Source organism: uncultured Oscillibacter sp., from assembly GCF_910579365.1.
GTDB lineage: Bacteria > Bacillota > Clostridia > Oscillospirales > Oscillospiraceae > Oscillibacter.
Genome location: NZ_CAJTUX010000006.1, coordinates 45,956 through 71,418 on the forward strand (window position 1 = coordinate 45,956; position 25,463 = coordinate 71,418).

General features: G+C 63.7%; 26 protein-coding genes and 1 tRNA gene. 13 read left to right on the forward strand and 14 right to left on the reverse strand.

The window, feature by feature from the left end:
• Positions 1 to 28: 28 nt before the first annotated feature.
• Entirely contained in the window at positions 29 to 763 is a 735-nt protein-coding gene (gene rpsB / locus QZ329_RS03250; protein ID WP_295748276.1) for a 30S ribosomal protein S2, read from the reverse strand.
• Positions 764 to 1,055: 292 nt separating this feature from the next.
• On the opposite strand from rpsB, the gene QZ329_RS03255 reads away from it, so the two are divergent.
• From QZ329_RS03255 to rpoN, 4 genes are all read left to right on the forward strand, one after another.
• The gene (locus QZ329_RS03255) at positions 1,056 to 2,669 is read left to right on the forward strand and encodes a putative manganese-dependent inorganic diphosphatase (protein WP_295748278.1); all 1,614 of its coding nucleotides are present in this window, start codon (positions 1,056 to 1,058) and stop codon (positions 2,667 to 2,669) included.
• A 215-nt stretch (positions 2,670 to 2,884) separates the two neighbouring features.
• Positions 2,885 to 3,472 carry a hypothetical protein gene (locus QZ329_RS03260; RefSeq protein ID WP_295748280.1) on the forward strand — a complete coding sequence of 196 codons (588 nt, stop codon included), beginning with the start codon at positions 2,885 to 2,887 and terminating at the stop codon, positions 3,470 to 3,472.
• A 16-nt stretch (positions 3,473 to 3,488) separates the two neighbouring features.
• Positions 3,489 to 4,898: a sigma 54-interacting transcriptional regulator gene (locus tag QZ329_RS03265; protein WP_295748281.1), complete on the forward strand. Its 1,410-nt coding sequence runs from the start codon at positions 3,489 to 3,491 to the stop codon at positions 4,896 to 4,898.
• Between the two features lie 64 nt (positions 4,899 to 4,962).
• Complete coding sequence (rpoN, locus tag QZ329_RS03270; protein ID WP_295748284.1) at positions 4,963 to 6,294, forward strand: RNA polymerase factor sigma-54; 1,332 nt, start codon at positions 4,963 to 4,965, stop codon at positions 6,292 to 6,294.
• A 108-nt stretch (positions 6,295 to 6,402) separates the two neighbouring features.
• Here the strand turns inward: rpoN and QZ329_RS03275 are convergent, their stop codons facing one another.
• On the reverse strand, positions 6,403 to 6,945 hold the full coding sequence (locus QZ329_RS03275) for a GreA/GreB family elongation factor (protein ID WP_365351343.1): 543 nt from the start codon (positions 6,943 to 6,945) through the stop codon (positions 6,403 to 6,405).
• Positions 6,946 to 7,036: 91 nt separating this feature from the next.
• On the opposite strand from QZ329_RS03275, the gene yqeC reads away from it, so the two are divergent.
• From yqeC to selD, 3 genes are read left to right on the forward strand one after another with little or no spacing between them, the layout of a single operon-like run.
• Entirely contained in the window at positions 7,037 to 7,711 is a 675-nt protein-coding gene (gene yqeC / locus QZ329_RS03280) for a selenium cofactor biosynthesis protein YqeC (RefSeq protein WP_295748286.1), read from the forward strand.
• Positions 7,705 to 8,499: a selenium-dependent molybdenum cofactor biosynthesis protein YqeB gene (gene yqeB, locus QZ329_RS03285; protein ID WP_295748288.1), complete on the forward strand. Its 795-nt coding sequence runs from the start codon at positions 7,705 to 7,707 to the stop codon at positions 8,497 to 8,499. Before yqeC ends, yqeB begins: the two co-directional genes overlap by 7 nt.
• A gap of 38 nt (positions 8,500 to 8,537) precedes the next feature.
• Positions 8,538 to 9,578 carry a selenide, water dikinase SelD gene (gene selD, locus QZ329_RS03290; protein WP_295748290.1) on the forward strand — a complete coding sequence of 347 codons (1,041 nt, stop codon included), beginning with the start codon at positions 8,538 to 8,540 and terminating at the stop codon, positions 9,576 to 9,578.
• Between the two features lie 37 nt (positions 9,579 to 9,615).
• Here the strand turns inward: selD and QZ329_RS03295 are convergent, their stop codons facing one another.
• Together QZ329_RS03295 and QZ329_RS03300 are read right to left on the reverse strand one after the other, a co-directional pair.
• Entirely contained in the window at positions 9,616 to 10,848 is a 1,233-nt protein-coding gene (locus tag QZ329_RS03295) for a serpin family protein (RefSeq protein WP_295748293.1), read from the reverse strand.
• Between the two features lie 221 nt (positions 10,849 to 11,069).
• The gene (locus QZ329_RS03300) at positions 11,070 to 11,318 is read right to left on the reverse strand and encodes a helix-turn-helix transcriptional regulator (RefSeq protein ID WP_295748294.1); all 249 of its coding nucleotides are present in this window, start codon (positions 11,316 to 11,318) and stop codon (positions 11,070 to 11,072) included.
• Between the two features lie 143 nt (positions 11,319 to 11,461).
• Between QZ329_RS03300 and QZ329_RS03305 the strand changes: the two genes are divergently transcribed.
• From QZ329_RS03305 to QZ329_RS03315, 3 genes are all read left to right on the forward strand, one after another.
• Positions 11,462 to 11,686 (forward strand): hypothetical protein, encoded by a 225-nt coding sequence (locus tag QZ329_RS03305; RefSeq protein WP_295748295.1) that lies wholly within the window; start codon positions 11,462 to 11,464, stop codon positions 11,684 to 11,686.
• A 149-nt stretch (positions 11,687 to 11,835) separates the two neighbouring features.
• Positions 11,836 to 12,723, forward strand: a complete 888-nt coding sequence (locus tag QZ329_RS03310) for a 4Fe-4S cluster-binding domain-containing protein (protein ID WP_295748297.1) — start codon at positions 11,836 to 11,838, stop codon at positions 12,721 to 12,723.
• Positions 12,724 to 13,012: 289 nt separating this feature from the next.
• A complete protein-coding gene (locus tag QZ329_RS03315; RefSeq protein WP_295748299.1) occupies positions 13,013 to 13,192 on the forward strand; it encodes a hypothetical protein in 180 nt (59 codons plus the stop codon).
• Positions 13,193 to 13,280: 88 nt separating this feature from the next.
• On the opposite strand, the gene QZ329_RS03320 is transcribed toward QZ329_RS03315, so the two are convergent.
• Positions 13,281 to 13,357 (reverse strand) — tRNA-Val (locus tag QZ329_RS03320).
• Between the two features lie 112 nt (positions 13,358 to 13,469).
• On the opposite strand from QZ329_RS03320, the gene fabG reads away from it, so the two are divergent.
• Positions 13,470 to 14,204, forward strand: a complete 735-nt coding sequence (fabG, locus tag QZ329_RS03325; RefSeq protein WP_295748300.1) for a 3-oxoacyl-ACP reductase FabG — start codon at positions 13,470 to 13,472, stop codon at positions 14,202 to 14,204.
• Between the two features lie 12 nt (positions 14,205 to 14,216).
• Here fabG and QZ329_RS03330 read toward each other — a convergent pair whose 3' ends face one another.
• From QZ329_RS03330 to QZ329_RS03370, 9 genes are all read right to left on the reverse strand, one after another.
• Positions 14,217 to 14,711: a 23S rRNA (pseudouridine(1915)-N(3))-methyltransferase RlmH gene (locus QZ329_RS03330; RefSeq protein ID WP_295748303.1), complete on the reverse strand. Its 495-nt coding sequence runs from the start codon at positions 14,709 to 14,711 to the stop codon at positions 14,217 to 14,219.
• Positions 14,699 to 15,493 carry an MBL fold metallo-hydrolase gene (locus QZ329_RS03335; protein ID WP_295748304.1) on the reverse strand — a complete coding sequence of 265 codons (795 nt, stop codon included), beginning with the start codon at positions 15,491 to 15,493 and terminating at the stop codon, positions 14,699 to 14,701. The genes QZ329_RS03330 and QZ329_RS03335 overlap by 13 nt, the downstream gene beginning before the upstream one ends.
• Positions 15,490 to 15,765 (reverse strand): TfoX/Sxy family DNA transformation protein, encoded by a 276-nt coding sequence (locus tag QZ329_RS03340; RefSeq protein ID WP_295748305.1) that lies wholly within the window; start codon positions 15,763 to 15,765, stop codon positions 15,490 to 15,492. Before QZ329_RS03340 ends, QZ329_RS03335 begins: the two co-directional genes overlap by 4 nt.
• 67 nt (positions 15,766 to 15,832) lie before the next feature.
• Positions 15,833 to 17,128: a UDP-N-acetylglucosamine 1-carboxyvinyltransferase gene (locus QZ329_RS03345; protein ID WP_295748306.1), complete on the reverse strand. Its 1,296-nt coding sequence runs from the start codon at positions 17,126 to 17,128 to the stop codon at positions 15,833 to 15,835.
• A gap of 259 nt (positions 17,129 to 17,387) precedes the next feature.
• A complete protein-coding gene (locus QZ329_RS03350) occupies positions 17,388 to 18,224 on the reverse strand; it encodes a hypothetical protein (protein WP_295748308.1) in 837 nt (278 codons plus the stop codon).
• 18 nt (positions 18,225 to 18,242) lie between these two features.
• The gene (locus QZ329_RS03355) at positions 18,243 to 19,517 is read right to left on the reverse strand and encodes a hypothetical protein (RefSeq protein WP_295748309.1); all 1,275 of its coding nucleotides are present in this window, start codon (positions 19,515 to 19,517) and stop codon (positions 18,243 to 18,245) included.
• Between the two features lie 3 nt (positions 19,518 to 19,520).
• Positions 19,521 to 21,326: an ATP-binding protein gene (locus QZ329_RS03360; protein ID WP_295748311.1), complete on the reverse strand. Its 1,806-nt coding sequence runs from the start codon at positions 21,324 to 21,326 to the stop codon at positions 19,521 to 19,523.
• 366 nt (positions 21,327 to 21,692) lie between these two features.
• Positions 21,693 to 22,406 carry a response regulator gene (locus tag QZ329_RS03365; protein ID WP_295748313.1) on the reverse strand — a complete coding sequence of 238 codons (714 nt, stop codon included), beginning with the start codon at positions 22,404 to 22,406 and terminating at the stop codon, positions 21,693 to 21,695.
• Positions 22,407 to 22,447: 41 nt separating this feature from the next.
• On the reverse strand, positions 22,448 to 22,999 hold the full coding sequence (locus QZ329_RS03370) for an NUDIX hydrolase (protein ID WP_295748314.1): 552 nt from the start codon (positions 22,997 to 22,999) through the stop codon (positions 22,448 to 22,450).
• Between the two features lie 298 nt (positions 23,000 to 23,297).
• Here QZ329_RS03370 and QZ329_RS03375 point away from each other — a divergent pair, with 298 nt between their 5' ends.
• A complete protein-coding gene (locus QZ329_RS03375) occupies positions 23,298 to 24,116 on the forward strand; it encodes a M15 family metallopeptidase (protein ID WP_295748315.1) in 819 nt (272 codons plus the stop codon).
• A gap of 386 nt (positions 24,117 to 24,502) precedes the next feature.
• A partial coding sequence (locus QZ329_RS03380) for a GTP-binding protein (RefSeq protein ID WP_295748316.1) occupies positions 24,503 to 25,463 on the forward strand: 961 nt, incomplete at its 3' end.

A 25,463-nucleotide genomic window follows, 5' to 3' on the forward strand; every position in this document is an offset into this window, starting at 1 on the left:
TTGCGTTCCTCCAATATCTTGTAATCGCTTATTCAGCGGCGGTTTCCTCAGCGGCGGGCTCCTCGGTCTGCTCACCCTGGCGGCCCTCCAGCACGGCGTTGGCCATGATGGAGGAGATCAGCTTGATGGCGCGGATGGCGTCGTCGTTGCCGGGGATGACGTAATCGATCTCGTCGGGGTCGCAGTTGGTGTCGGCGATGGCCACCACGGGGATGCCCAGCTTGTGGGCCTCGGCGATGGCGTTGCGCTCCTTCCGGGTGTCCACGATGAAGAGGGCGCCGGGGAGCTTCTTCATCTCCTTCACGCCGCCGAGATACTTCTCCAGCTTGGCGATCTCGCCCAGGTGCTTCATGACTTCCTTCTTGGGCAGCATGTCGAAGGTGCCGTCCTCCTGCATGGCCTTGAGCTGGTTCAGCCGGTCCACCCGGGTGCGCATGGTCTTGAAGTTGGTCATCATGCCGCCCAGCCACCGGGCGTTGACATAGTACTGACCGCAGCGGCCGGCCTCCTCGCGGATGGCGTCCTGGGCCTGCTTCTTGGTGCCGACGAAGAGCAGGGACTGGCCGCTCTCAGAGAGCTGGCGGACGAAGCTGTACGCCTCTTCCAGCTTGCGCACGGTCTTCTGGAGGTCGACGATATAGATGCCGTTGCGCTCCGTGTAGATATAGGGAGCCATCTTGGGGTTCCACCGGCGGGTCTGGTGGCCGAAGTGGACGCCTGCCTCCAGCAGGGCTTTCATGGATACGACGCTAGAATTTGCCATGTTGCTTGTTCCTCCAATATCAATTTAGTTGGTCCTCCGGCGGCTTCATCCCCTCCGCCAACCCGGGTCTTTCGGCTCCGGGCACAGACGAAAGGTCGGCGTGCCGTGCGGAATGCTGAGATATTGTATCACAGGGAAATTGCCAATGCAAGGGTTTTTTCTCATATCTTCCGTATATTTTGGTCCGGAGCGCCGGAGAAAGTCCCCGCAAACATTGACATTTTCCTTTCGGGGAAGCATAATGGAACCAGGAACAAAACGGGACATCGCGTCCCTGGAAGGAGCCTTTTGTATGGACACCATTTATATTACCGGGCACCGCAACCCGGACACGGACTCCATCGTCTCCGCCATGGCCTATGCCGCGCTGAAAAACGCCTTGGGCAGCCGCCAGTATCAGGCCGCCCGCCTGGGCCAGATCAGCGACGAGACCCAGATCGTGCTGGACCGCTTCGGCTTCCAGCCCCCCAAGCTCATCGACAATGTCCGAACCCAGGTCCGGGACCTGGATTACGACACGCCGCCCACCCTCTCCGCTGCCGCCACCATCAGCCGGGGCTGGCAGACCATGCAGGGGGGGAACCTCTCCATTCTCCCCGTGGCCAATGAGGACGGCACCCTCTTCGGCACTCTCTCTGCCGGGGACGTGGCCAACTACGACATCACCACCGTCCGCAACCCCCGGGTGGAAAACATCCCGGTGTACAATCTGATCTCCGTGCTGGAGGGAAAGCTCCTCAACGAAAGCGCCGAGATGCCCGACGTCATCTCCGGCGAGGTTACGATTGCCCTGCCCGCCAGCCGGGAAAACCTTCTCTTCTCCAGTCCGGACAGCGTGGTGATCTGCGGCGACCAGCCGGATATGGTCCGCCGGGCCCTGGACCTTCAGGTGGACTGCATCATCATCTGCCAGGGCGAGGTGTCCCAGCAGCTGCTGGAGCATGCCGGAAACACCTGCGTCATCTCCACGCCCATCGACGCCTACCAGGCGCTGCGCCTGATCTTCCACGCCATTCCCATCGGCCGCATCTGCAAGAGCTCCGATCTGGTCTGCTTCCATCTGGACGACTATATCGACGACGTGCAGGACGCCGTGCTGGAGAGCCGCTTCCGGGCCTATCCCATTTTGGACGAGGAGGAGAAGGTAGTGGGCATGCTCTCCCGCTTCCACCTTCTCCGCCCCCGGCGCAAACGGGTGGTGCTGATGGACCACAACGAGAAGTCCCAGTCCGTGGCCGGTTTGGAACAGGCGGAAATTCTGGAGATCATCGACCACCACCGCCTGGCGGACATTGAGACCAAGAACCCCATCCATGTCCGGAACGAGGCCGTGGGCAGCACGAACACCATCGTAGCCGAGATGTATCAGGAGAAGGGGCTGATGCCCACGGCCAAGATGGCGGGGCTCATGGCGGCGGCCATCGTGTCGGACACGGTCATGTTCAAATCCCCCACCTGCACCCAGCGGGACATTGACATCGCCAACCGCCTGGCCCGCATCGCCAGCGTGAGGCTGGAGGACCTGGGGCAGGCCATCTTCTCCGCCAGCTGCGGCGACGACAAGACCGCCGAGGCCATGCTGAAAACAGACTATAAGGAGTTCCACATCGCCGGGCACAATCTGGCGGTGAGCCAGATCACCACCATGGACTCCGCCCGCCTCCTCACCCGGCTGAACGAGTTTTTGGAGGTCATGACCGCCACCCGCCAGAAGCGGGGGCTGAACACCGTAGTGCTGATGATCACCGACGTGCTGCTGGAGGGAACGCAGCTGCTGTTCGTCGGCGACGAGGATACCATTCGTCAGGCCTTCGGCATCAAGGGGGAGGAGAACTGTGCGTTCCTGCCCAAGATTATGTCCAGAAAGAAGCAGGTGATTCCGATGTTGTCTGCTTTGTGGGGATAATTCCTGCCCTGGCGGGCGGGGGTTTTGGTGGGCGTCGAATCGACGCGCTTCTCTTTCCGCTGCCGCTGCTCTGGCGGTTCTTGCGGCTGGGATGCCGGATGGTTCCCGCCCCGCAGGGGCGGCAATCTGCCGCCCGTCCCCCGGAGCCGCCCTTCTGCCGATAAGCCGCTTTGTGAGAGCTCTCTCATTCCCCAGGGTCCGCCGAAAGGAGTTCCATGATTAAAAAGAGCGTCCGGTCAAAACTCGACCGGACCATTAAGGACATTTGGCTCACCGACATTTGCAGGGAGTTTGGACAGCGCCGCTTTATCGTGGAGGCCGATATCCAATGCAGCTTTTACCACCACCTGCGGCAGAGGCTGGACCCCCTCTTCGCCGAAAACAACCTGTATCTCTATTCGGAGTTCTACGTTCCCGGCCGGCGAAAACAATACATAGACCTGGCCGTCTTCGAGATGGACATGCGCCTCCCCGGCCCCTGGCGGGACAGGCGGACCGCCGCCGCCGCTATTATCGAGCTCAAATACGGCGGCGGCGACGATTGGGTCACCTCTGACTTCCCGAAAATGAAAGGGTACATGGACCGCTTCGGACGGGACTGCCAGTACTATTTCGGCGTCATCGATTTGCGGGAGATGAGCTGTTTGAACTGGCTGGACGGAAGAAGCCGCTGGGCCAGAGACTGCTTCACCGAGCTCAACGCCGGGTATCTGGACGGCGAACTCTATTTTGAGGTCAATTCCCTTAACAAACTCAATCCCGGGCTCCAGCACCGGCGGGCCCGCTGTCATTTCACTCCATGACGGAAAGGAGGCCCCCATGCCGCAATCCCCCGATTTCACCGGCCTTTTTGACGACGACATCAACCTCCGGGGCCTCTTCGACATCCTCAGCCCCGAGAACAACCTGGTCCTGGCCGACGATATGATGCTCTCCGACGCCAAGGGGATCATCCTCCGGGTCAGCGAGAGCTATGAGAAGAACTTCGGCTTCGTCCACGACTCCATCGTGGGCCGCTCCGCCTTCGACCTGGAGGCCGACGGCACCTTCTCCCCCTGCGTCACCGCCGAGGTCATCCGCCAGCGGAAGAAGATCACCGCCACCCAGACCATCAACCACTCCCACAAAAACGTCATGACCGTGGGCATCCCCCTGTTCGACCGCGGCGGCGAGCTGAAGTTCGCCGTCTGCTTCAACACGGTCTCCATGGAGCAGATCAACGCCATTCAGCGGAACTACCGCCACCTCCAGGACTCCCTCCAGCAGTATACCCAGGAGATCGCCGAGCTCCGCACCCGGGCCACCTCCACCAGCCTGATCTTCAAAAGCGCCTCCATGCAGCGCCTTTGGACGCTGATGCAGAACACCGCCAACACCAAGGCCAATATCCTCATCACCGGAGAGACCGGCGTGGGGAAAAGCGCCGTGGCCAAGGCCATTCACGCCATGAGCAGCCGGGCCGAGGGGCCCTTCATCGAGGTCAACTGCGCCGTGCTCCACGAAAACCTCATCGAGTCGGAGCTCTTCGGCTATGAGAAGGGCGCCTTCACCGGGGCCTCCAGCTCCGGCAAGATCGGCAAGATCGAGCTGGCCAACAACGGCACCCTCTTCCTGGACGAAATCGGCGAGCTCCCCGCCCACATCCAGTCCAAGCTCCTCCAGCTCATTCAGGAGAAAACCATTGAGCGCCTCTCCGGCAACAAGCGCATCGAGCTGGACTTCCGCCTGCTGGTGGCCACCAACCGGAATCTGGAGGAGGCCGTCCAGCGGGGCCTCTTCCGCTCTGACCTCTTCTACCGGCTCAATGTCATCCGCATTCACATTCCGCCTCTGCGCCAGCGGCGGGAGGATATCCTCCCCCTGGCCCACCAGTTCCTGGCCCGCTTCTGCGGGGAGTATGAGAAGAACCTCGCCTTCAGTCCCCGTCTGCTGGCTTTTCTGGAGCGGTACGACTGGCCGGGCAACGTCCGCCAGCTGGAAAACCTGATGGAGCGGCTGGCCATCACCGTCCAGGACCCCATTCTGGACCTGCGGCACCTCCCGGCGGAATACGCGGAGGACTCCCCCTCCCCCGCCCGGGAGGGTACCCTGGCGGAGCGGATGGATGCCTACGAGGGTCAGATCATCCGGGAGTCCTACCGCCGCTGGGGCACCACCGTGGCGGTGGCCAAAGAGCTGGGCATCTCCCAGGCCACGGCGGCCCGGAAGGTGGCCAAGTACGTGAAATGAACCCCCGGACACCGCCGGGGAAACGGCCTGACCGGAGGGTCAGGTCCCGCAGGAGGGCCCTTTCATGAGTCTCGTCCAATTAAAAACCGAGCTGCGGCAGGAACTGAAGCTGACGCCCCAGCTGATGCAGTCCATGGAAGTCTTGCAGATGACCTCCCAGGAGCTGCTGGAGTACATCGGCCGGATGGCGGAGGAAAACCCCCTCCTGGACCAGTCCGACCCGCCGGAGCGGGCCTATGACGAGCTCCGCCGGCAGGCCAGCTGGGTGGACGGCGCTCTGGGGAACCGGGCCACCTTCACCCACGAGGAGACCGCCCTGGAACGCGGGGCGGCGGACAGCGGGATGGAGAGCCTTGCCGCCTTTCTCCGGGACCAGCTGCACCGCCTCCGGCTGCCAAAGCCCCTGAAGGCCCTCTGCGATTATCTGGCGGAGCTGGTGGACGAGGACGGCTACCTGGCCCAGGAGGACCTGGACGGCCTGACGGAGCTGAACATCCCCCAGGCCCTGACGGATCAGGCCCTGGAAACCCTCCAGAGCCTGGACCCCCCGGGAGTGGGGGCCCGGTCCCTGTCCGAGTGCCTGCTCCTTCAGCTCAGCCGCCGGGAGGGGGCGGACCCCCTGGCCATGGACCTCGCCGCCCGCTTCCTCCCGGAGCTGGGGCGGAAGCACTACGCCGCCATCGCCCAGAAGCTGGGAACCACGGCGGAGGCCATCCGGGCGGCGGAGCGGGTCATCTCCTCTCTGGAGCCCCATCCCGGCCGGGCCTTCCTTCCCGCCGGTCCCGCCGTGTGCATCCGGCCGGACGTCTTTGTCGCCCAGCTGGAGGGGGAGCTGCGGGTGGTGCTGAACGAGTACTACCTGCCCCGCATCTCCGTCAACGACTACTACCTCCGCCTGCTGAAAAGCTCCGGCGACCCGGAGACCCGGGACTACCTCCGCCAGAAACTCCGCCAGGCCAAATGGCTGCTGGACAGTCTGGAGCGCCGGGGCGGCACCCTCCGCCGCTGCGCGGAGGCCGCGCTGGAGGCACAGCGCCCCTTCTTCGCCGGGGAGACAGGGGAGCTGACTCCCATGACCCTCTCCGCCCTGGCGGAGAAGCTGGAGCTCCATCCCTCCACGGTCTCCCGTGCCATCCGGGGAAAGTACTTGCAGTGCCGCCAGGGCACCTACCCGCTGCGGTACTTTTTCAGTCTGCCGGTGGGAGGCGGCGTTTCCCGTCAGGCGGTGAAGCAGACCCTTCTGGCCCTCTTCCGGGAGGAGGACCCCCGCCGCCCCTTCAGCGACCAGGACCTCTGCCGCCTCCTGGCGGACCGGGGCATCTTCGTGGCCCGGCGGACAGTGACCAAATACCGTCTGGAGCTGGGCGTCGGCTCCTCGGCGGCCCGGCGGAAATAGGAAGAGGGAAAAGAAGCCCCGCCGTCAAAGGCGGGAAGCGCTTTTCGCGTATGCGTTTCCGAAGCGCTCAGCCCCACGCTCCCGCAATACGGCGCGGGACAAGGCCCCTCAATAGGCGCTGATGTCCAGACTCTCGTCGTCCTCGCCCTTCTCGATCTTTCGGACCTCCACGAAATACTTCACGCTGGAACTGACCTCCACCTGGACCCGGTCCCCCACCCGTTTGCCCAAGAGCGCCTTTCCCACCGGGGACTCCTTGCTCACCAGCCCCTTCAGGGCGTCCTGCCGGAGGGTCGTCACAATGCGGACGTCCATCTCCCGTTTCGCCATCTCGTTGTAAATCGTCACCCGGTCAAAGAGGCCCACGGCGTCCTCCGTTCCCTGGACCTCGATAACCTTCGCCGTGCGGATCATCCGCTCCAGATACCGGATGCGGCTGTCGTTGCGGTTCTTGGCCTGCTTGGCGCACTTGTACTCAAAATTCTCGCTGAGGTCCCCAAAGGCCCGGGCGGTCTGGACCTCCTCAATCAATTGGGGCCGCAGGACCCGGACCCGGTGGTCCAGCTCCTCCCGCATCTTCCTGATATCCACGGCCGTCAGCTCGTCATACACGGCAGATTCCTCCTTCGCGTTTTTCTGCCGCTCCATCATAGCCGCTTCCGCCGCCCCTGTCAAGCCGCCCTTGACGGCGGGGCCGGAGAATGTTATCCTATGAAAAGAACAACGAATGGGAGGAGCCGCCATGGGCCTGGCCGAACTGCTGGACATCCGTCCCGGCGTCACCGCCGTCATCGGCGGCGGCGGAAAAACCACCTTGCTGCGAATCTTGGGGGAGGAGCTGGCGGCCAAGGGCGCCCGGGTCCTCCTCTGCGCCACCACGAAGATTTTTCCCTTTCCGGACCTGGAAAACCGCACGGATCCTTCCGAGGAGGCCCTGGAGAAGGCGCTGGCGTCCCGCCGCCTCCTCTGCGCCGGGACCCCGGTCCCCGGCACGGGGAAGCTCACCGCCCCCGGCATCCCCATGGACAGGCTGGCGGCGCTGGCGGACTATGTGCTGGCGGAGGCCGACGGGTCGGCGGGCCGCCCCCTCAAGGCCCACGCCCCCCACGAGCCGGTGATTCCCCCCGAGGCCAATCAGACCGTCTGCGTCGTGGGGGCCTCCGGCTTCGGCCTGCCCATCGCCCGGGCCGCCCACCGTCCCGGCCTGTACGCCCGGCTGGCCGGAACCGGCGAGAGCGCGCCGGCCTCTCCGGAGACGGAGGCGGCGGTGCTGCTGGCGGAGGCCCTCCATTCCCGGGTTTTCATCAATCAAACCGAGACGGCGGAGGCCCGCGCACAGGCCGCCGCCCTGGCGGCGCTGCTGCCCTGCCCCACGGCGGCGGGGGCGCTGCAAAGAAAGGAGTTTTGTCCATGTTAGCGGTTATTCGCGGGGCCGGGGACCTGGCTACCGGCGTGGCCCTCCGCCTCTGGCGGGCGGGAATCCGGGTGGTCATGACCGACCTGGAGCAGCCCACCGCCATCCGGCGGACCGTGGCCTTCTCCCAGGCCATCGTCCACGGGGAGGCAACGGTGGAGGACGTGACCGCCCGGCGGGCGGAGTCCCCTGTCCAGGCCCTGGAGCTGCTGCGCGGCGGCGTCATCCCGGTGCTGGCGGACCCCCAGGGGGCCTGCATCCCCGCCTTGATGCCCGGCGCGGTGGTGGACGCCATCCTCGCCAAGCGGAACCTGGGCACGAGAATTACCGACGCTCCGGTGGTCATCGGCGTGGGCCCCGGCTTCACGGCGGGAGTGGACTGCCACGCCGTGGTGGAGACCATGCGGGGCCACTATCTGGGCCGGGCCCTCTACCAGGGCAGCGCCCAGCCCAACACCGGCATCCCCGGTCTCATCGGCGGCTTCGCCGGGGAGCGGGTCCTCCGGGCCCCGGCGGACGGGGTCTTTCACCAGCTTCTGGACATCGGCGCTCAGGTGAAGACGGGGGACGCCGCCGGCGAGGTGGACGGCGTTCCCATGCGCTGCACCCTGGACGGCGTGCTCCGGGGCATCCTGCCGGAGGGAACCCCGGTCCATCGGGGCATGAAGTCCGGGGACATCGACCCCCGCTGTAAAATCGAGCACTGCTACTGCGCCAGCGACAAAGCCCTCGCCGTGGGCGGCGGCGTGCTGGAGGCCCTGCTGTGCCTCTCCGGTCTGTTGAAATGTTAGAACAGAATACGAATTGTATAAAAACAGGAGGGTATTTCATGGCTGAAAACGAAGTGAAGCTGACAAAGCTGGCCAAGTGCGCCGGCTGCGGCGCGAAGGTGGGGGCCGGGACTCTGGCCCAGCTCCTGGAGGGCATTCAGGTCCACCGGGACCCCAATCTGCTGGTGGGCTTTGACCGCAGTGACGACGCCTCGGTCTACAAGCTCTCCGATGAGCTGGCCCTGGTGCAGACGGTGGACTTCTTCCCCCCCATCGCCGACGACCCCTATCTCTTCGGCCAGATCGCCGCCGCCAACGCCCTTTCGGACGTCTACGCCATGGGCGGCGAGCCCAAGCTGTGCCTGAACATTATGGCCGTCCCCAAGGACATGCCCCCCGAGACGGTCCACGAGCTTCTTCGGGGGGGATATGACAAGGTGTATGAGGCCGGGGCCCTCATCACCGGGGGCCACAGCATTCTGGACGACGAGCCCAAGTACGGCCTGGCCGTCACCGGCTTCGTCCATCCGGACAAGATGCTGACCAACTCCGGCGCGCGGCCCGGGGACGCGCTTCTTTTCACCAAGCCCATCGGCACCGGCGTGCTGACCACCGCCGCCAAGGCGGATATGGCCTCGGCGGAGAGCATGGCCCGGGCCCACCGGCTGATGACCACGCTGAACAAGGCCGCCCGGGACCTCATGGTGCGACGCCGGGTTCACGCCTGCACGGACGTGACGGGTTTCGGCCTCCTGGGCCACAGCCTGGAGATGGCCCAGGGCAGCGGCGTGGAGCTGGAGATCGACGTGGGAGCCGTGGACTTCTTCCCGGAGGCTGCGGAGCTGGCGAAGATGGGCGTCCTGCCCGAGGGCATGTATCGCAACCGCGCCTTTGCCGAGAGCTCCGTGGACCCGGGAACGGCGGAGCTCTGGCAGCAGGACCTTCTCTATGACCCCCAGACCTCCGGCGGACTGCTGATGGCGGTGGACCCGGAGGACGCGGAGGCGCTGTTCCAGGAGCTGAAGGGCGCGGTTCCCAGCGCCCAGCGGCTGGGCACGGTCCGGGAGTACCGGGGCGGAAAGCGGATTTTCCTGAAATAAGCGCGAAGCGGGGACGGCTCAGCCGTCCCCGCTTTCCTCACTCCATGCTGGTCACCGCCCCGATGAACGCGGGCAGATTTGTCTCCCGGTCCACCAGCATGTACAGGAAGGGCCGGTCCAGATGCACCACCGGCACGGGGTCTTCCACCATCGTGCCGCCGGCGTCCATGATTACCGCCGTGGCGGCCCCGGCCTCGGTCCCCTTCTCGTCCACGGCGATGCGGGTTTTGTGGAGCACCTGGCTGATGTACAGCGGCCCCAGGGACGACTGCCCCATGCCGGAGAAGTCCGCCTCCCCCGCCTCAAAGGCGGCGGTTATCCCCATGGCCCGCAAACTGTCGTTCAGCTCCGCGCCGTATTCGCAGGAAAACCGCGGGACAGCGGCGTAGACCTCCCGCTCCTCCGCTCCTGCCAGCACCGCGTAAAGCCGCTCCCCGGTCAGGGAGGCGAGATAAGTCTCCAGCTCCACGCCCTCCTCCGGCAGCAGGGCGGCGAAGGCCCACCGCCCGCCGGCGTAGGGCTTTTGGAAGCCCTGGGCCCCCGCGTCCTCCAGATAGGACCACTCGCTGGAGGACATCAGCGTCGCGGACTGCTTCCGGCCGTCCTCCGCGGTGAAAACCCGATTCTCCCAAACCTGGTCCTCCCGATAGACCGTCTCCCACTCCGCCTCCAGGGCCAGGGCGTTGACAAGGCACAGCATCGCCGTGTCGGAAAATTCCTCCACGATGCCGTCGATCATTCCGTGGGTGTTCTTCTCCACCCAACCGTTGATTTCCTTGACGGCGGCGGCGTCAAACCGGGAGGGGAAGACCTCCGCCTTGTACCACCCTGCCGCTGCGGCCAGGAATTCCCGGTCCGCCTCGAGCGTCCCGTCGTCCCGGAGCCAGAGGGCGTTGGCCAGGTCCACCCGGCAGGGCTTCTCCTTCGGCAAATCCGCCGCCCAGGCGGCAAGGGCCCCGTTCAGCCTCTCCACCGGCAGGCCCAGCGCGGTTTCCATTTGCGCCAGGGTCTCTCCCCGGGCCCCGTTGGCGGTCATGCCCAGGGCGGAGAGGACCGACAGGGGCGAGAGCAGAATATTCTCCCCCGTCCAGTTCTCCCGCAGCAGCGCCAGGGAGAACCCCGCCAGAGCAGCGGCGTCCCCCTCCTCCAGTTTCTCGGGGACCTCCACGGAAGCGGGCTTCACGGTCTCGCTCAGGCTTCCGCTTCCGCCGCAGCCGGCGAGGCACAGCAGCGCCAGAACCAGGACGGATACGCGTTTCAGCGTCTTCATCAGGAAAACCTCCTTTTCCTCTTCTGCCCATTTAGACGGCAGACAGCGGCAAATGGTTTCGCCCGCCGCGAAATTTTTTGCCGCCCCGGCTTTCCCATTGTTATTGTCTCGGGCAATTTGGGATGCAGGGAAATGGGACGTCTGTTAAAGAAGCAACCTATGAGAAAGGACCGCATTTCTGCGGTCCCTTTTTATAGCCAGTCAGACTGTCCGGGCAGCGCTTACAGGGGAGCTTTCTGGTTTTGCGCCCTTGGATACGGCGTCGGGTCGTCGGTCAGACCCACCAAATAATCAATAGACACCTTATAGAACTGCGCGATTCGGATGATAATATTCAATTTGGGTTCACGGTTACCCAACTCATAGTTTTGGTATGCTCTTTCGGTAATATCGCAGTAAATCGCAACTTTGATTTGCGGAAGTCCCATTTCCTTCCGGCACTGCTTCAGCCGTTCCTGTAAAATACCCATAATTAAAAATCACCAACGATTATGATTGACAAAATAAGTATATGGAATTACAATCAAAGTAATACCAACAATAATTGATGAATGTTTGTGTATGAAAGGTGATTTATATGATCGACGAAATGGGCTTTGAGTATTCAAGAAGCATGTACGAACAAGCAATCGGACGTGTAGTGCTGGACTATGTTGACAAGTTCAAGCCATATGAGCTGTCCCCCATCGTGGAGTCCGAAGCGCTGAAGGTGATTTGTAAGATCAGAGACGTTCTGAACAGCGACGACTTGGGAGACCCTGAGTGCTTCTACCGGATTGATGAAATCATAAGTGCGTTTGACAAGGTCGGCCTTTACACGCACCGGCATGATTGGTAAACGCGGAAACCGCTGGGCGCACAGATTTTTTGGCGGCAAATTTCTGAATTGCTCTTGACCTTCCGGGAAAAATCCTTTAAAATAGGAATTTGCGTACGGCGCATTCCGCCGTGCCATCACCACTATAAACGGAAAGGCGAGACGACGTTATGAAGCATCCCTACAAGACGCGGGAAGGCGGCGCGACGGTGACGGTGTTCGTCCCCTATGACTGCAAGAATCACTGCCCCTTCTGCATCAACAAAGGCGAGTACGCGGACCTGACTGGCTTCTCCGCCGAGAAAATCCGCGCCAGCATCCGCCGGATGGACGCCATCACGCCCTACTGCGATTTCGTGTTCACCGGCGGGGAACCCTTCGCGGACCTTCAGGTCCTCCAGTCCATGCTGGACGAGATTCCCACCACCCATAAGGTCTATATCAACACCACCCTCCCCGTCTCCGAGTTCCAGACGGAGGAGGACATCCTGGCCTTCGCGGAGAAGAACAAGCATAAAATTACCTGCATCAACGTCTCCCGGCACATGCAGAAGTATGTGGTGGAGTCCAACGACGCTCTGCTTGCCCGGCTTCCGGTGCCCTTCCGGGTGAACTGCGTGCTCTATAAGGACTATCCTGCCAAGGACCTGGTTCCCTACCTGGACCGCTTTAAGAAGGTCCCCGGGGCCTCCATCCAGTTCCGGTTTGACTACACCGCCACCACGCCGGAGAATCTCTATGAGGAGGAGGGGGACAAAATCCTCCAGGACCTGAAGAAAATCGCCCGGTACACCGGCCTGGACGGCTGCCGGATGCGCTGCGGGTTCCACTTCGACTATCAGGGGCTTGAGCTGACCTATCACAAAACCCTTCCCTACTCCACCATTGTGGAGACGGACCCGGCGGACGGCGTGACCTATGATATCCTCTATGATATTCTCATCAAGCAGAACGGGGACATCCACGGCGACTGGGACGGCACGCCCCTGGACGTGGAGGCCTATGCGAAGGTGGTCTTTGAGCCCTATGACTTGAAGTGGCTGGCGAGGATTGCGTAAACCAGACAAACAAAAGCGGACGGCAGCCAAGGCAGCACGAACAAGTGAACGACAGCACAGAAAGCGGGCGATTCCAGCAAGGCGCCGCCCGCTTTTGCGCCCCGGCGAACGCCGCGGATTTTGAAAAAAGTCTGCGGCGTTTTTTCATGTCCAGATACCGAAAAGAGCTTGCGGATACTGAGATTATAGCAATCCTCAAAAATAATGACAGCAAAGGAGGCGGATCCAGGCGGTACAGCACAAGGATGACGACGCAGGCGGGCTGACGCCCGTCAAGGAGGAAGACGCGGTGATGTGCTGCCTGGATCTGCCGAACGCCGTCAGTATTTCTGAGGATTGCTATAAAACCGCAGAATATGAGAACGGCCACGTAGATAGCGTGGACGCGGCCGTCAGAAGGGCGGTCATGACCGGCGTAATCCAGCTGAAGCACCAGGAACCGTCTATAGACTGCCTGGAGACGGACTGAATTGAGGTAACGGTTACTTACACGTTATTAACAAACCGAGTCAAGCAAAAAGCAAAACCCCAGAGCCGTTATGACTCTGGGGTTTTCCTGGTGGACGATACAGGACTCGAACCTGTGACCCCCTGCACGTCAAGCAGGTGCTCTAGCCAGCTGAGCTAATCGTCCGAAGCGAACATATATAAGATACACGAAGTTTTCCCATTTGTCAAGCCCTTTCTTGCGTTTTTCTTTTTTTTTTGCTATACTGCCTCCATCGAAGGGAAAAGGAGCTGATTTTATGAGAAAATCCGCCTTGGTCACCGGGGCTTCCCGGGGGATTGGCCGGGCCGCTGCCGCCGCTCTGGCCCGGGAGGGCTGGCCCGTCTGCATCAACTACCTGGAGCGCCGGGACGCCGCCGAGAGCCTGGTGCGGGACCTCCGGTCCCAGGGGCTGGCGGCCATGGCCGTACAGGCCGACGTGGCGGACCGGAAAGCGGTGGAAGCCATGGTCCGGGCGGCATCGGAGACCCTGGGTCCCGTGGAGCTTCTGGTGAACAACGCCGGCATCTCCCACCAGGGCCTTTTTCAGGACATGGACGACCTGCTCTGGAACCGCCTCCTGGCAGTAAACCTCACCGGGCCCCGAAACGCCGTGCAGGCGGTCCTCCCCCACATGCTGGAGGAGAAGCGGGGCTGCATCGTCAACATCTCCTCCATCTGGGGGCTCCGGGGGGGCAGCTGCGAGACGGCCTACGCCTGCACCAAGGCCGGAATCATCGGCCTGACCCGCTCCCTGGCCCTGGAGCTGGCTCCCTCCGGCATTCGGGTGAACTGCGTGGCGCCGGGGTGCGTGGAGACGGACATGGTCCGGGTCCTGGGGGAGGAGACCCGGACCATGCTGGTGGAGGAGACGCCCCTGGGCCGGCTGGGGAGGCCGGAGGACATTGCCCAGGCCGTGGCCTTCCTGGCCTCGGAGCGGGCGGGGTTTATCACCGGGCAGGTACTCGCCGCCGACGGGGGATTTATCGTCTGAGGGCCCGTTCCGTCACTTGTGGTACCTCGTCCCCGCGTTGATCTGGCAGGCCCGGTAGATCTGCTCCAGCAGCATCACCCGGGCCAGATGATGGGGGAAGGTCATGGGGGACATGGAGAGCTTCGTCCACGCCTCCGCCTTGATGGACTCGTGGAGGCCGAAGGAGCCCCCGATCAAAAACACCAGCCGCTTCTCCAGACCCTGCTCCGCCCCTGCGGCCCAGGCCGCCATGGTTTGGGCCAGCTCCTCGCTGGAGCGCAGCCGCCCCTCTACGCACAGGGCGACAAGACGGGAGGAGGGCGGCAGCTTTCCCTGGATGGACGCCGCCTCCTTCCGCAGGGCGGCGTCGATCTGCGCCTGGGAGGGATGCTCCGGCAAACGTTCTTCCGGCAGCTCCACGATCTCCAACTTGCAGTACCGGCTCAGGCGCTTGGCGTACTCCGCCGCCGCCTCGGCGTAGAACTTCTCCTTCAGCTTTCCGACACACAACAGGGTTATCCGCTGCATACCGCGCCTCCCTCCAGCACATAGGCCCCGCTGAGGCAGTCCCTGGGCGCGGCGGAGAGCCGGGGGCTGAGACCTGCGGCGCGCAGAGCCGTCTCCGCCGCCCGAAGGGCCATGGCGGGGGTGTTGTTCTCCCGGCTCAGGTGGGCCAGGACGATTTCCCGGGCCCCGGCTCTTGCCAGGGTGACGGCGAAGGCGGCGGCATCCTCGTTTTTCAGGTGGCCCTCCGGGCCCAGGATGCGCCGTTTCAGATAGTAGGGATACGGGCCGCTGCGCAGGGTCTCCACGTCGTGGTTGGCCTCCAGCACCGCCAGGGCCACGCCGGGAAGGACGGCCTCCGCCTCTGGCGTCACCACGCCGCTGTCCGTCAGCAGGCCGAAGGACCCGTCCGGCGTGTCAAACCGGAAGCCGCAGGAGCCGGGGGAATCGTGGGAGGTGGGAAAGGCGGTGACGGCACAGTCCCTGACGGAAAAGGTCCCCTCCGCGTCCCGGAGGCGGCCGGCCAAAAGCACCAGGCGGCGCAGCAGGTCCCGCCCCGCCGCCGGCGCGGCGTAAACGGGGCAGTCCGTCCGTTTCAGCAGGGTCTGGAGGCCGGAGATGTGGTCGCTGTGGGTGTGGGTGATGAGAATGGCGTCCAGGTCCCGGAGCTCCAGTCCCAAGGCCGTCAGGCTCTGAGCAATCCGGCGGCAGGAGATGCCCGCGTCCACCAGCACCCGGCTTCCGCTCCCGTTCAGCACCAGCGCGTTCCCGGAGGAACCGCTGGCGAGGGTATGTACGGTGGTCAAGTCCCGGTCCCTCCTTTGCCGCTCAGAACGTCGCTGAACGCCTTCAGGTCCGCCTTTACCTCCTCGGGCAGGGCGTTGAAATCCACATCCCGCACCGCGCCCTCCAGAGCGTAGAGATGCACCAGGCACACGTTGGGATAGAGGGTCTTCAGCTTGAAAAACGCCTGCTTGGCCCCCTCCCCGGCCAGGTCCTCCGGGGAGGCGATCCCCGCCGCCGTCAGCTTCCGGGCCATTTCCGGCCCGATGTTCCGCATGGATGTCAAGTCCCTCATGGCGCTCTCCCTTCTCAACGAAAACCGGGAGACGGAAATCCCTCCCGTCCCCCGGACAATTTCCAATTTAACCCAGCCGAAGCCGCTGGCGCTCGTCGCACTCCTCCACAGCCTGGATGTTGGCCCCCAGGCCCTGGAGCTTCTCTACCAGATTCTCATAGCCCCGTTCAATGTAATGAATGCAGCTGATTTCGCTCTGCCCCTTGGCGGCCAGGGCGGCGATAACCAGCGCGGCCCCCGCCCGGAGGTCCGAGGCCTGAATGGGCGCGCCCACCAGATGGTCCACACCCTCCACCACGGCGGTCTTGTCGTCCACCTGGATGTTGGCCCCCATGCGGCGAAGCTCGTCCACATAGCGGTAGCGGCTGCTCCACACGCTCTCCGTTACCAGGGAGATGCCCTGGGCCAGAGAGAGGACCGTGGTGATCTGGGGCTGCATGTCCGTGGGGAAGCCGGGGTAGGGCAGCGTCTTGATGTTGGCCCTGCGCAGAGGCCCGTTCCGGCGGACCAGAAGGGTGTCCTCGTGCTCCTCCACCTCCACGCCGCACTCCTGGAGCTTGGCGGTGATGCAGTCCATGTGTTTGGGAATGATGTTCTTCACCAGAATCTGTCCGCCTGCGGCGGCGGCGGCGGCCATGTAGGTGCCCGCCTCGATCTGGTCGGGAATGATGGCATAGCTGCCGCCCCGGAGCCGGTCCACGCCCCGGATTTTGATGGTGTCCGTGCCCGCGCCCCGGATGTTGGCCCCCATGGAGTTGAGGAAGTTGGCCAGGTCCACGATGTGGGGCTCCTTGGCGGCGTTTTCAATGACCGTGCGCCCCTCCGCCATGACGGCGGCCATCATGATGTTCATGGTGGCTCCCACGGAGACCACGTCCAGATAGATGCTGGTGCCTTTCAGTCCCGCGTCTCCGGCGGTGGCGCGGATGAAGCCGCCCTCCACCATCACGGTGGCTCCCAGGGCGTTGAAGCCCTTCATATGCTGGTCGATGGGGCGGACGCCGCCGAAGTTGCACCCGCCGGGCAAAGCCACCTCCGCCTGGCCGAAGCGGCCCAGAAGGGCCCCGATGAAATAGGTGGAGGCCCGGATGCGGCGGGCCAGATCGTAGGGCGTGCGGGTGGAGTGAATGTGGCGGCAGTCCACCTCCACGGTGTGCCGGTCAACGGAGCGGACGCCTGCGCCCAGCTGCTCTAAAATATGGAGGCACAGCGTCACGTCGGAAATCTGGGGGATGTTCTCAATGCGGCACACCCCGTCCACCAGCAGAGCGGCGGGAATGATGGCCACGGCGGCGTTTTTCGCGCCGCTGATTTCAACTTCTCCAAACAGGGGCGTTCCGCCCTGAATGATATATTTTGTCAAGTTTTTGACCCTCTCTTCAAGCGGCTTTCCGCCTTGACGGCGGTCCGGTAGATTTCACAAAACAGTTTGCCCGTCTGGCGGCGCTTCATACGAGGCCTGCGGCAGAAAAGGCAGAATCTTCTATATAGACTTTGTTATCATAGCACAGGCGGCGGGAAATTGCAAACCTTTCCTTCCGTGTTTTTACATAATGTTTTGTCGAAAATGCCGTTTGCGGCCCGTCGAAAAGGCGTTTTGGCGCGCTGGAAAACGTTACTGCTTACGAGGCCCCCTCCCGGCTCCGGACCGGTCCTCCGGCGCTGACCGCGCCGGTGTGGCAGTTGACGTAGTAATCTTCCGTGTCGGTGACGATCTGCCAGACGGGGGACAGGGACATGGACGTGCCGCTGGTCTGAAGCTCATAGCACAGGCGGGTGTCCGTCACGCTGGAGGCCACCACCGCGTTTTCCCGCCGCATCCGCTGGAAAGCCGTCAGGGCCCCGGCGGCGGAGAGCGGCGTCTCCCCCCCTCCGGAGGGCGCGCCGGTCTTGGGCAGCAGCGTGCCGCTGACGGCGGTGAGAACGCCGCCCTCTATGGTGAAGGTGACGGTGCAGTTGAAGACCGGAAGCCGGGCGTGGACGGCGGCGGCGGTAAAGACGCCGTTTCCCTCCCCGTCCAGGCGGATGTCCGGCGCGTCGTAGGAAAAGGTCCGGCAGAAGTCCCGGCAGAAGTCCTCCGCCCCGCTCTGAGCCAGGACGCCCGACGCCTCAAACCCGCTGCTGGAACGGAAGAAAGCCTCCCCCGCCGCGCCGGTGTAGTGGTGGATGCCGCCGCCCTGGTCGGTGGAGGAGAGATTCTCGCCCAGGAGGAAGGAGGCGGCCTGCTCCTCCAGCGCCCCGTCCCGGGTGAGGACCACGCCGCCGGGGGGCGTATCCCGGGAGATGGCATGGGGGTCCAGGGCCATCCCGTCCGCCGCGTAGAGGTCCACCAGCTGCTCCGCCGTGCGGCGGAAGGCGTCCTGCTGGGCGGCGCGGCGCTGGGCCAGGGAGACCAGAAGGAATCCGTTCACCAGGACGAGGATGAAGATGATGATGTTTTTCAAGCGGCAGCGGTCCATGTGGGGAACTCCTTTTCGTTAGTCCGAGAGCCAGCAGGCCTGGCACTCCCCGCCCCGCTCCACATAGCCGATGGACAGCTCCTTCCCCGGACCGGCGGCGGCCACGGCCAGGGCCTGGGGCAGGGGCAGAAGGAGAGAGGTTTCCTCCGACAAAAGGTACTGGCGGAAGCGCAGGGTCAGGGAGGTGACGGCGGCGCCGGTGAGGGTGACCTCCGCGGCGAAGCCCCCGTCCTGGAAGCGGATGGGCACGCCCCCCGCCTGATAGCCGTAGCGGAGCACGGTGACGCTGCCGGTGCGGCGGATGCTCTGGAGATAGGGGCGGGCCTCGCCGGAGACGGCGGACAGCAGCCCGTCCACCAGGCTTCCGGCCCCCAGGGCCGCCTCCCGGGCGGTGGGCAGCTCTCCGGCGGCCTCCACGCGGAAGCGGGGTTCCTGCCCGCTCTGGAAGAGGACGCTGTTGTCCGGCTGGATGCGGAGGGTCCGGTCTCCGTCCATGATGAGCTCCGTACCGTTGGACTGGGTGTGCCGCGTCCGGCTGCGGGGGTTGAAGCCCAGGGCGGAGAGCAGCCGGTCCTTTCCGGACAGGGGGTCCCCCAGGGTAAAGACGGGGAGGGCCGGGGACTCGCTCGGCAGCAGGGAACAGGGGTCCAGGGCCTCTTCCCCGCCGTCGGCGCCGTCCATGGCGAAGAGGGCGTTTCCCAGCTCATAGCGGCTGATGACCTGGTTGAGACTGTCGGCGGAAACGGCGGTGGCGGCCCGGAAGCAGACGGAGGCCCCGTCCCAGAGGTAAAGGGCCGTGCCGCTTTGCTGGGGGGCGATGAGGAGGCGGCGGGCGGCGAGGTCCTCTCTGGGGGAGACGTCCTCCCCGCCTCCCAGCAGCGCCGCCAGAACGGACAGAGGCAGGGGCTCGAGAAAATCGTAATAGAGGGACGGGCCCTTCAGCGCCTGAAGAAAGTCCTGCGGGGCGCAGGCGGTATAGTCCCTGGCGGAGCCCAGGGCCTCCAGCAGGCGGCGGCCCAGGGGGTCGGCGAAGGCGTCGTCCCCGGTGGTGAGGGCGACGCTGCCGTACCGCCCGTAGGGGCCGGTAACGGCGGCCCGCACCGGGGCGGCCAGGGGCTCCCCCGCCAGAGCGGCGCCGAGGGTCTGGCTGGGTCCGGCGGCCTCCTCATACCCGGCGGCCAGGTCCAGGCTGTAGAGCTGGGTCTGGGTGAAGAGGGCCAGGGCCGAGAGGGAGAGCAGGGTGATGATGAGATTCTGCACAACATTCCGGCGGTTGCGCCGCTGTTCCTCCATGGCTCAGTCCTCCATTGGCTGTCCCCGGCCCTGGGCGATGGGCAGGGTCATGCGGATCGTGGTGCCCGGCCCCTGGTGGGGAACCAGGGCGATGACGCCGTGGTGCCGCTGGACGATCTCCCGGGCAATGGAGAGGCCCAGGCCCGTGCCTCCGGACTCCCGGGACCGGGCCTTGTCCACCCGGTAGAACCGCTCGAAAATCCGCTCCCGGTCCTTTTCGGGGATGCCAATGCCGTTGTCCCAGACCTCCATCCAGACCGTGTCCTCCTCGCAGCCGGCCAGGACCCGAATCTCCCCGCCGTCGGGGGTGTACTTGATGGCGTTGCCGATGATGTTCATCATCACCTGTTCCAGGCGGCTCCGGTCCCCCACGATGAGGGGCAGATGGCTCAGGTCCCCGCAGGTGAACTGATGGCCCCGCTGGCGGGCGTTCAGCGCGCTGGAGCGGACCACGCTTTGAATGGACTCGGCGAAGGGGAAGCGGGAGAGGACCAGCTCCGCGTCTCCCCGGTCCAGCCGGGAGAGGGTGAGAAGGTCCTGCACAATGTGGGTCATCCGGTCGGTCTCGGTGATGATGATGTCCAGAAAGCCGTTGGCGGTGGACTGGGGGATGTCTCCCTCCGCGTCCCGCAGGGTCTCGGCGTAGGTGCGGACGTTGGTGAGGGGGGTCCGGAGCTCGTGGGAGACGTTGGCCACGAATTCCTTCCGCCGCTCCTCGTTGCGGTGCTGCTCCGTCACGTCGTGGAGAACGATGAGCACGCCGCCCCGCTCCCGGTCGGAGAAGGGGGCGAGATAGACCTCCAGCGTCTTCTCCCCCACCTCCATCTGCCCCTCGGCGAAGTTGGGGCGCTGGAGGGCCAGCATCTCCTGAAAGGGATAAACTTCGCCAAAGAGCTGGTCGTAGGTACACGCCGGGCCCACGACGCGCTGAAGCATGTCGTTGGCGGCGGGGTTGCAGTGGATGAGCTTCCCGTCGTGGGAGAAGGCAACCACGCCGTCGGTCATGTGGAGGAAGAGAGTGTCCAGCTTGTTCCGCTCGTTCTCCACGGCGGCCAGGGTGGACTGGAGGACCCCGGCCATCTCGTTAAAGGTGCCGGTGAGGATGCCGATCTCGTCGGTGGATTCCACGGGCAGGGCGCTGCCGAAGTTGCCCGCGGCCATTTTCTCCGCCCCGGCGGTGAGCTTTTCGATGGGGCCCACCATGGTCTTGGAGAGGAGGAAGCTCAAGAGCACGGAGATCAGAAGGCCGATGACCAGGGCCTGCATGATGATGACGAAGAGCTGCTCGTTCAAACCGGAGACGGTGTCCCGGTTGTCCAGGATATAGATGATGAAGGCGTTGTCCCCGCCGAAGATGGGGATGGCGGCGTCCATATAGTCGGCGGTGATGTCGCTGACATCGCCGATGCCGGTCTCGTCGCGGCGGAGCACGGCGTTGCGGGCGGTGAGGAGGTTGGGGCTCTGCTCCCTGGGCATGGCGCTCTCGTCGGCGGAGCCGTTGAGATACGCGCCGGTCTCCCCGTCCAGGACGAAGTAGTTCCGGGTGCGGTAGTCGATGCCCAGCTTTCCGGCGGTGACGTCCAGCATGTCCCGGATGCGGGTGGCCCCGTCCTCCTGGGCGGCCTCGCCCCGGAGAGAGGAGACAAACTCCCGCTGGTCCGCGCCAAAGACGCTGTCAATCTGCTGGTAGAAAGTACTGGTGAAGAAGCTGGAGACGTTGATGGTCAGGAAGGCCCCCACCACGGCCATGAGGGAGGTGATTAACAATAATAGGATAAGCGTCAGCTTCATGTGGAGGCTTCGGAACATCGTGAAAACACCTTCTTTTTCCCCTGGAGAGGGGGGGCTTGCCCTGACGGGCGGGGGGATTCAGCTATGAAGATAGCTGGTCCTTTGCACCCCCCATTTTCTCTTTTTGGTTGCGCCAAAAAGAGAAAACGGGCCGTGCACGGTCCAAAAGAGAAAAAGCGCTTTTTACGGGGGACGAAGGGCGCGCCTGGGGCGGGTTCTCAGGTGCGAATACCTGTGCCCGCGGCGCAGTGCGGGCGGGAGTTTTGTCCCTGGCTGAATAGACCCGTTTCTCTTTTTGCTGCCGCTGCCTTGGCGGCTTTTGCGGCTGGGATGTTGGACGGTTCCCGCCCCGCGGGGGCGGCAATCCGCTGCCCGCCCCTAATTTCAATTCACCGCGAAATAGTACCCTGCGCCCCGGCGGGTGAGGATATACACCGGCGACGCCGGGTTCTCCTCGATCTTCTCCCGGAGACGCCGGACCGTCACGTCTACCGTCCGTACGTCGTCCCCTACATACCCATAATTCCATACCTGCTCCATCAGGTCCACCCGGGAATAGACCTTGTTGGGATGGCTGGCCAGGAACGTCAGCAGCTCATACTCCCGCTGGGTCAGGTCAATGGCCTTCCCCGCCCGGAACACCTGGTGGCTGTCCGTGTTGATGGCCAGGTCCCCTGCCACGGGCATGGCGCTGTCCGCCGCCGCGGCTCCGGAGGGGGCCGTCATGGCCGTGCGGCGGATGTTCGCCTCCACCCGGGCAATGACCTCCCGCATGGAAAAGGGCTTGGTGATATAGTCGTCCGCCCCGATTTCCAGACCCCGGACCTTGTCGTCCTCCTCCTCCCGGGCGGTGAGGAGGAGGATGGGCACGCTGTCCCCCTCCCTGCGCAGGGCCTCGCACACGTCGAAGCCGATCATCTTCGGCAGCATGATGTCCAGCAGAATCAGGTCCGGTTTTTCCTCCCGGGCTTTTCGAAGGCCCTCCTCGCCGTCATAGGCCTCCAGCGTCCGGTAGCCCTTCCGCTCCAGGTTGAAGCGCAGAATGTCCACAATGTTCTTCTCGTCCTCTACGATCAGAACGGTCTTTTCCTCCGTCATAGTTGACCTCCAAACTCACGCGCCGGAGTCCTCCGGCGGCATTACAGCTCCAGCAGAATCTTCGCCTTCAGGACGGCGGCCACGGTTTTGGCGTCCTCGATCTCTCCGCTCAGGCAGCGGCGGACCATCTCGTCGAAGGGAATCCGCTCCACATTCAAAAATTCGTCCTCGTCCAGGCGCTGTTCCTCCATCCGGAGGTCCTGGGCAAGATAGAGGTGGAGGATCTCGCCATAGCAGCCCGGGGAGGGCAGGATGCGCCCCAGAGACTCGTACTTCCCCGGCACCGCGCCGGTCTCCTCCTTCAGCTCCCGGAGGCCGGCCGCATAGGGGTCCTCGCCGGGGTGATCCAGCTTCCCGGCGGGGATTTCCAAAAGCGTTCTGCCGAAGGGATAGCGGTACTGGGTCACCGCCAGCACCTGATTCTCCCCGTCCAGGGCCAGCACGGCCACGCCGCCGGGGTGGTCCGCCACCTCCCGCAGGGCGGTGCCGCCGTTGGGCAGCTCCACCGTGTCCACATGGACGGTGACGATCTTCCCGCGGAACTTCTCCTCCCGGCGGAGGGTCCGCTCTGTCAGATCCATCTGTTCGCACATCCTCGATCATCCTTTCCAAAGGCCCCGCCTCCGGCGTCCTGCCGCTTGGGGCCGCATCCCGGCTGTTTCGTTGAGGAGATTATACCACGCCGGCGGCAAAATGAAAAGAGAGACGGACAAAAAGTGTAGGTGTCCTTCCTCCGGACCGGAGGGCGGGACCAAAGCGGAGAACCGCTTTCGCGGAAAAACCGGAAAAATTTTCGCCTGTTCATAAAATACCACTTGTTTTTGAGAAAAGGAAGAGGTATGATGAAAAAAAGCCACAGAATATCGTGGGCGCGGAAAGGAAAGGCAACCAATGAAATGGAGGAAACGGACAGCAGCGCTGCTGGCGCCGCTGCTGCTGTTGTCAACGGCCGCTCAGGCTCGGGGACTGTTCAAGGCGCAGCCGGGGGAAGCAGGCGCCACCATTGATTTCCGGGTGGAGGCCCCTTGGGACGGGGTGGAAAAGCTGCCGGAGCTGACGGTGATCCCCAATCTGGGAGAAGAGGCGAAGACACCGGAGGGCCCCGTTTTCCCGGAGGCGGAGGATTGGCAGCTGCTGCTGGTGAACCCCTGGAACGAGCTGCCGGAGGACTATGAGGTGAAGCTGAGGGACCTGCCCGACGGCATGAAGGTGGACGAGCGGGCCTATGACGACCTCATCGCCATGCTCCAGGCCTGCCGGGACGACGGGCTTTCTCCAAAAATCTGCTCCGCCTACCGGACGGCGGCCAAGCAGACCTATCTTTATAACAACAAGATTTCCCGGCTGCGGAACGCGGGCTACAGCCGGAAGGCCGCCGAGGCCGAGGCCGGACGCTGGGTGGCCCGCCCCGGCACCAGCGAGCATCAGCTGGGTCTGGCGCTGGACATCGTGTCCTCGTCCTATCAGGCCCTGACCAAGAAGCAGGAGCAGACCAAGGAGCAGAAGTGGCTGATGGAGCACTGCTGGGAGTACGGATTCATCCTCCGCTACCCCAACGACAAAAGCGAGATCACCGGCATCGGCTACGAGCCCTGGCACTACCGCTATGTGGGCCGGGACGTGGCCCTGGACGTCCGGGACAGCGGCCTGTGCTTTGAGGAGTACTTATTGCTGCGGGAGGAAACTCTGGCGGCGGGAAAACCGGCATGAACCGGAAAGAGACGGCGAAAGCCGTCTCAGGCTGGTGAAAAGTCTTTTCGCCAGCCTGAGCAAGTTTTTCCAACCTTAATAAGGTTGGAAAAACTTATGATTGAAAACGAAAGGAACCCCTCCTGGGTTCCTCTCGTAACTCTCTTCCTTCCCGTCGAGTTGGCTTTCCTCGTTTTTTGACAGGCAGAGACGGCGAAAGCCGTCTCTCTTTTTTTGCCGTCTTGTCCAAGGTGTCTTGGATTTTTGGGGAAAAAGTCCTGAAAAATGTGGATTCTTCCGTTGAAAAGCGGCGCGGACTGGCATATAATAAACAAACGTGAAATTTTGTCTTCCATTTTACGGCAGGGTTTCGTGATCCTGCCGTTCGAGAATAAGGAGATATCAATATGCAAAATGAACACCTGAGAAATATTGCCATCATTGCCCACGTCGACCATGGCAAGACCACGCTGGTGGACGAGATGCTGAAACAGGGCGGCGCGTACCGGGAAAACCAGGAGGTGGTGGACCGGGTCATGGACTCCGGCGACCTGGAGCGGGAGCGGGGCATCACCATCCTGGCCAAGAACACCGCCATCCAGTACGGCGATACCAAGATCAACATCGTGGACACCCCGGGCCACGCCGACTTCGGCGGCGAGGTGGAACGGGTTTTGAAAATGGTCAACGGCGTCATCCTCCTGGTGGACGCCGCCGAGGGCCCCATGCCCCAGACCCGCTTCGTGCTGAGCCGGGCCCTGGAGCTGGGGCACCGGGTCATCGTCGTCGTCAACAAAATCGACCGGCCGGACCAGCGGGTCTATGAGGTCATCGACGAGGTGCTGGAGCTTTTGATGGACCTGGATGCCACGTCCGAGCAGCTGGACTCCCCCATGCTCTTTTGCTCCGGGCGCAACGGCACCGCCTCCTGCTCCCCCACCGTCCAGGGCACGGATTTGAAGCCCCTCTTCGACACCATTCTGGAATATATCCCCGCCCCGGAGGCCAACGTGGACGAGCCCTTCCAGATGCTGGTGAGCTCCATCGACTACAACGAGTTCGTGGGCCGCATTGCCATCGGGCGCATTGAGCGGGGCACGCTGCGGCAGAACCAGGAGATCGCCGTGTGCAACTACCACGACCCCGAGGCCGTCCTCCGCAAGGCCAAGGCCACGGCCATCTATGAGTTCGACGGCCTGGGCCGGAAGACCGTGACAGAGGCCTTCGCCGGAAACATCATCGCCATGAGCGGCATTCCGGACGTGACCATTGGCGACACCATCTGCGTCCCCGACACGGTGGAGGCCCTGCCCTTTGTGAAAATCTCCGCCCCCACCCTGGAGATGACCTTCTCCGTCAACGACTCCC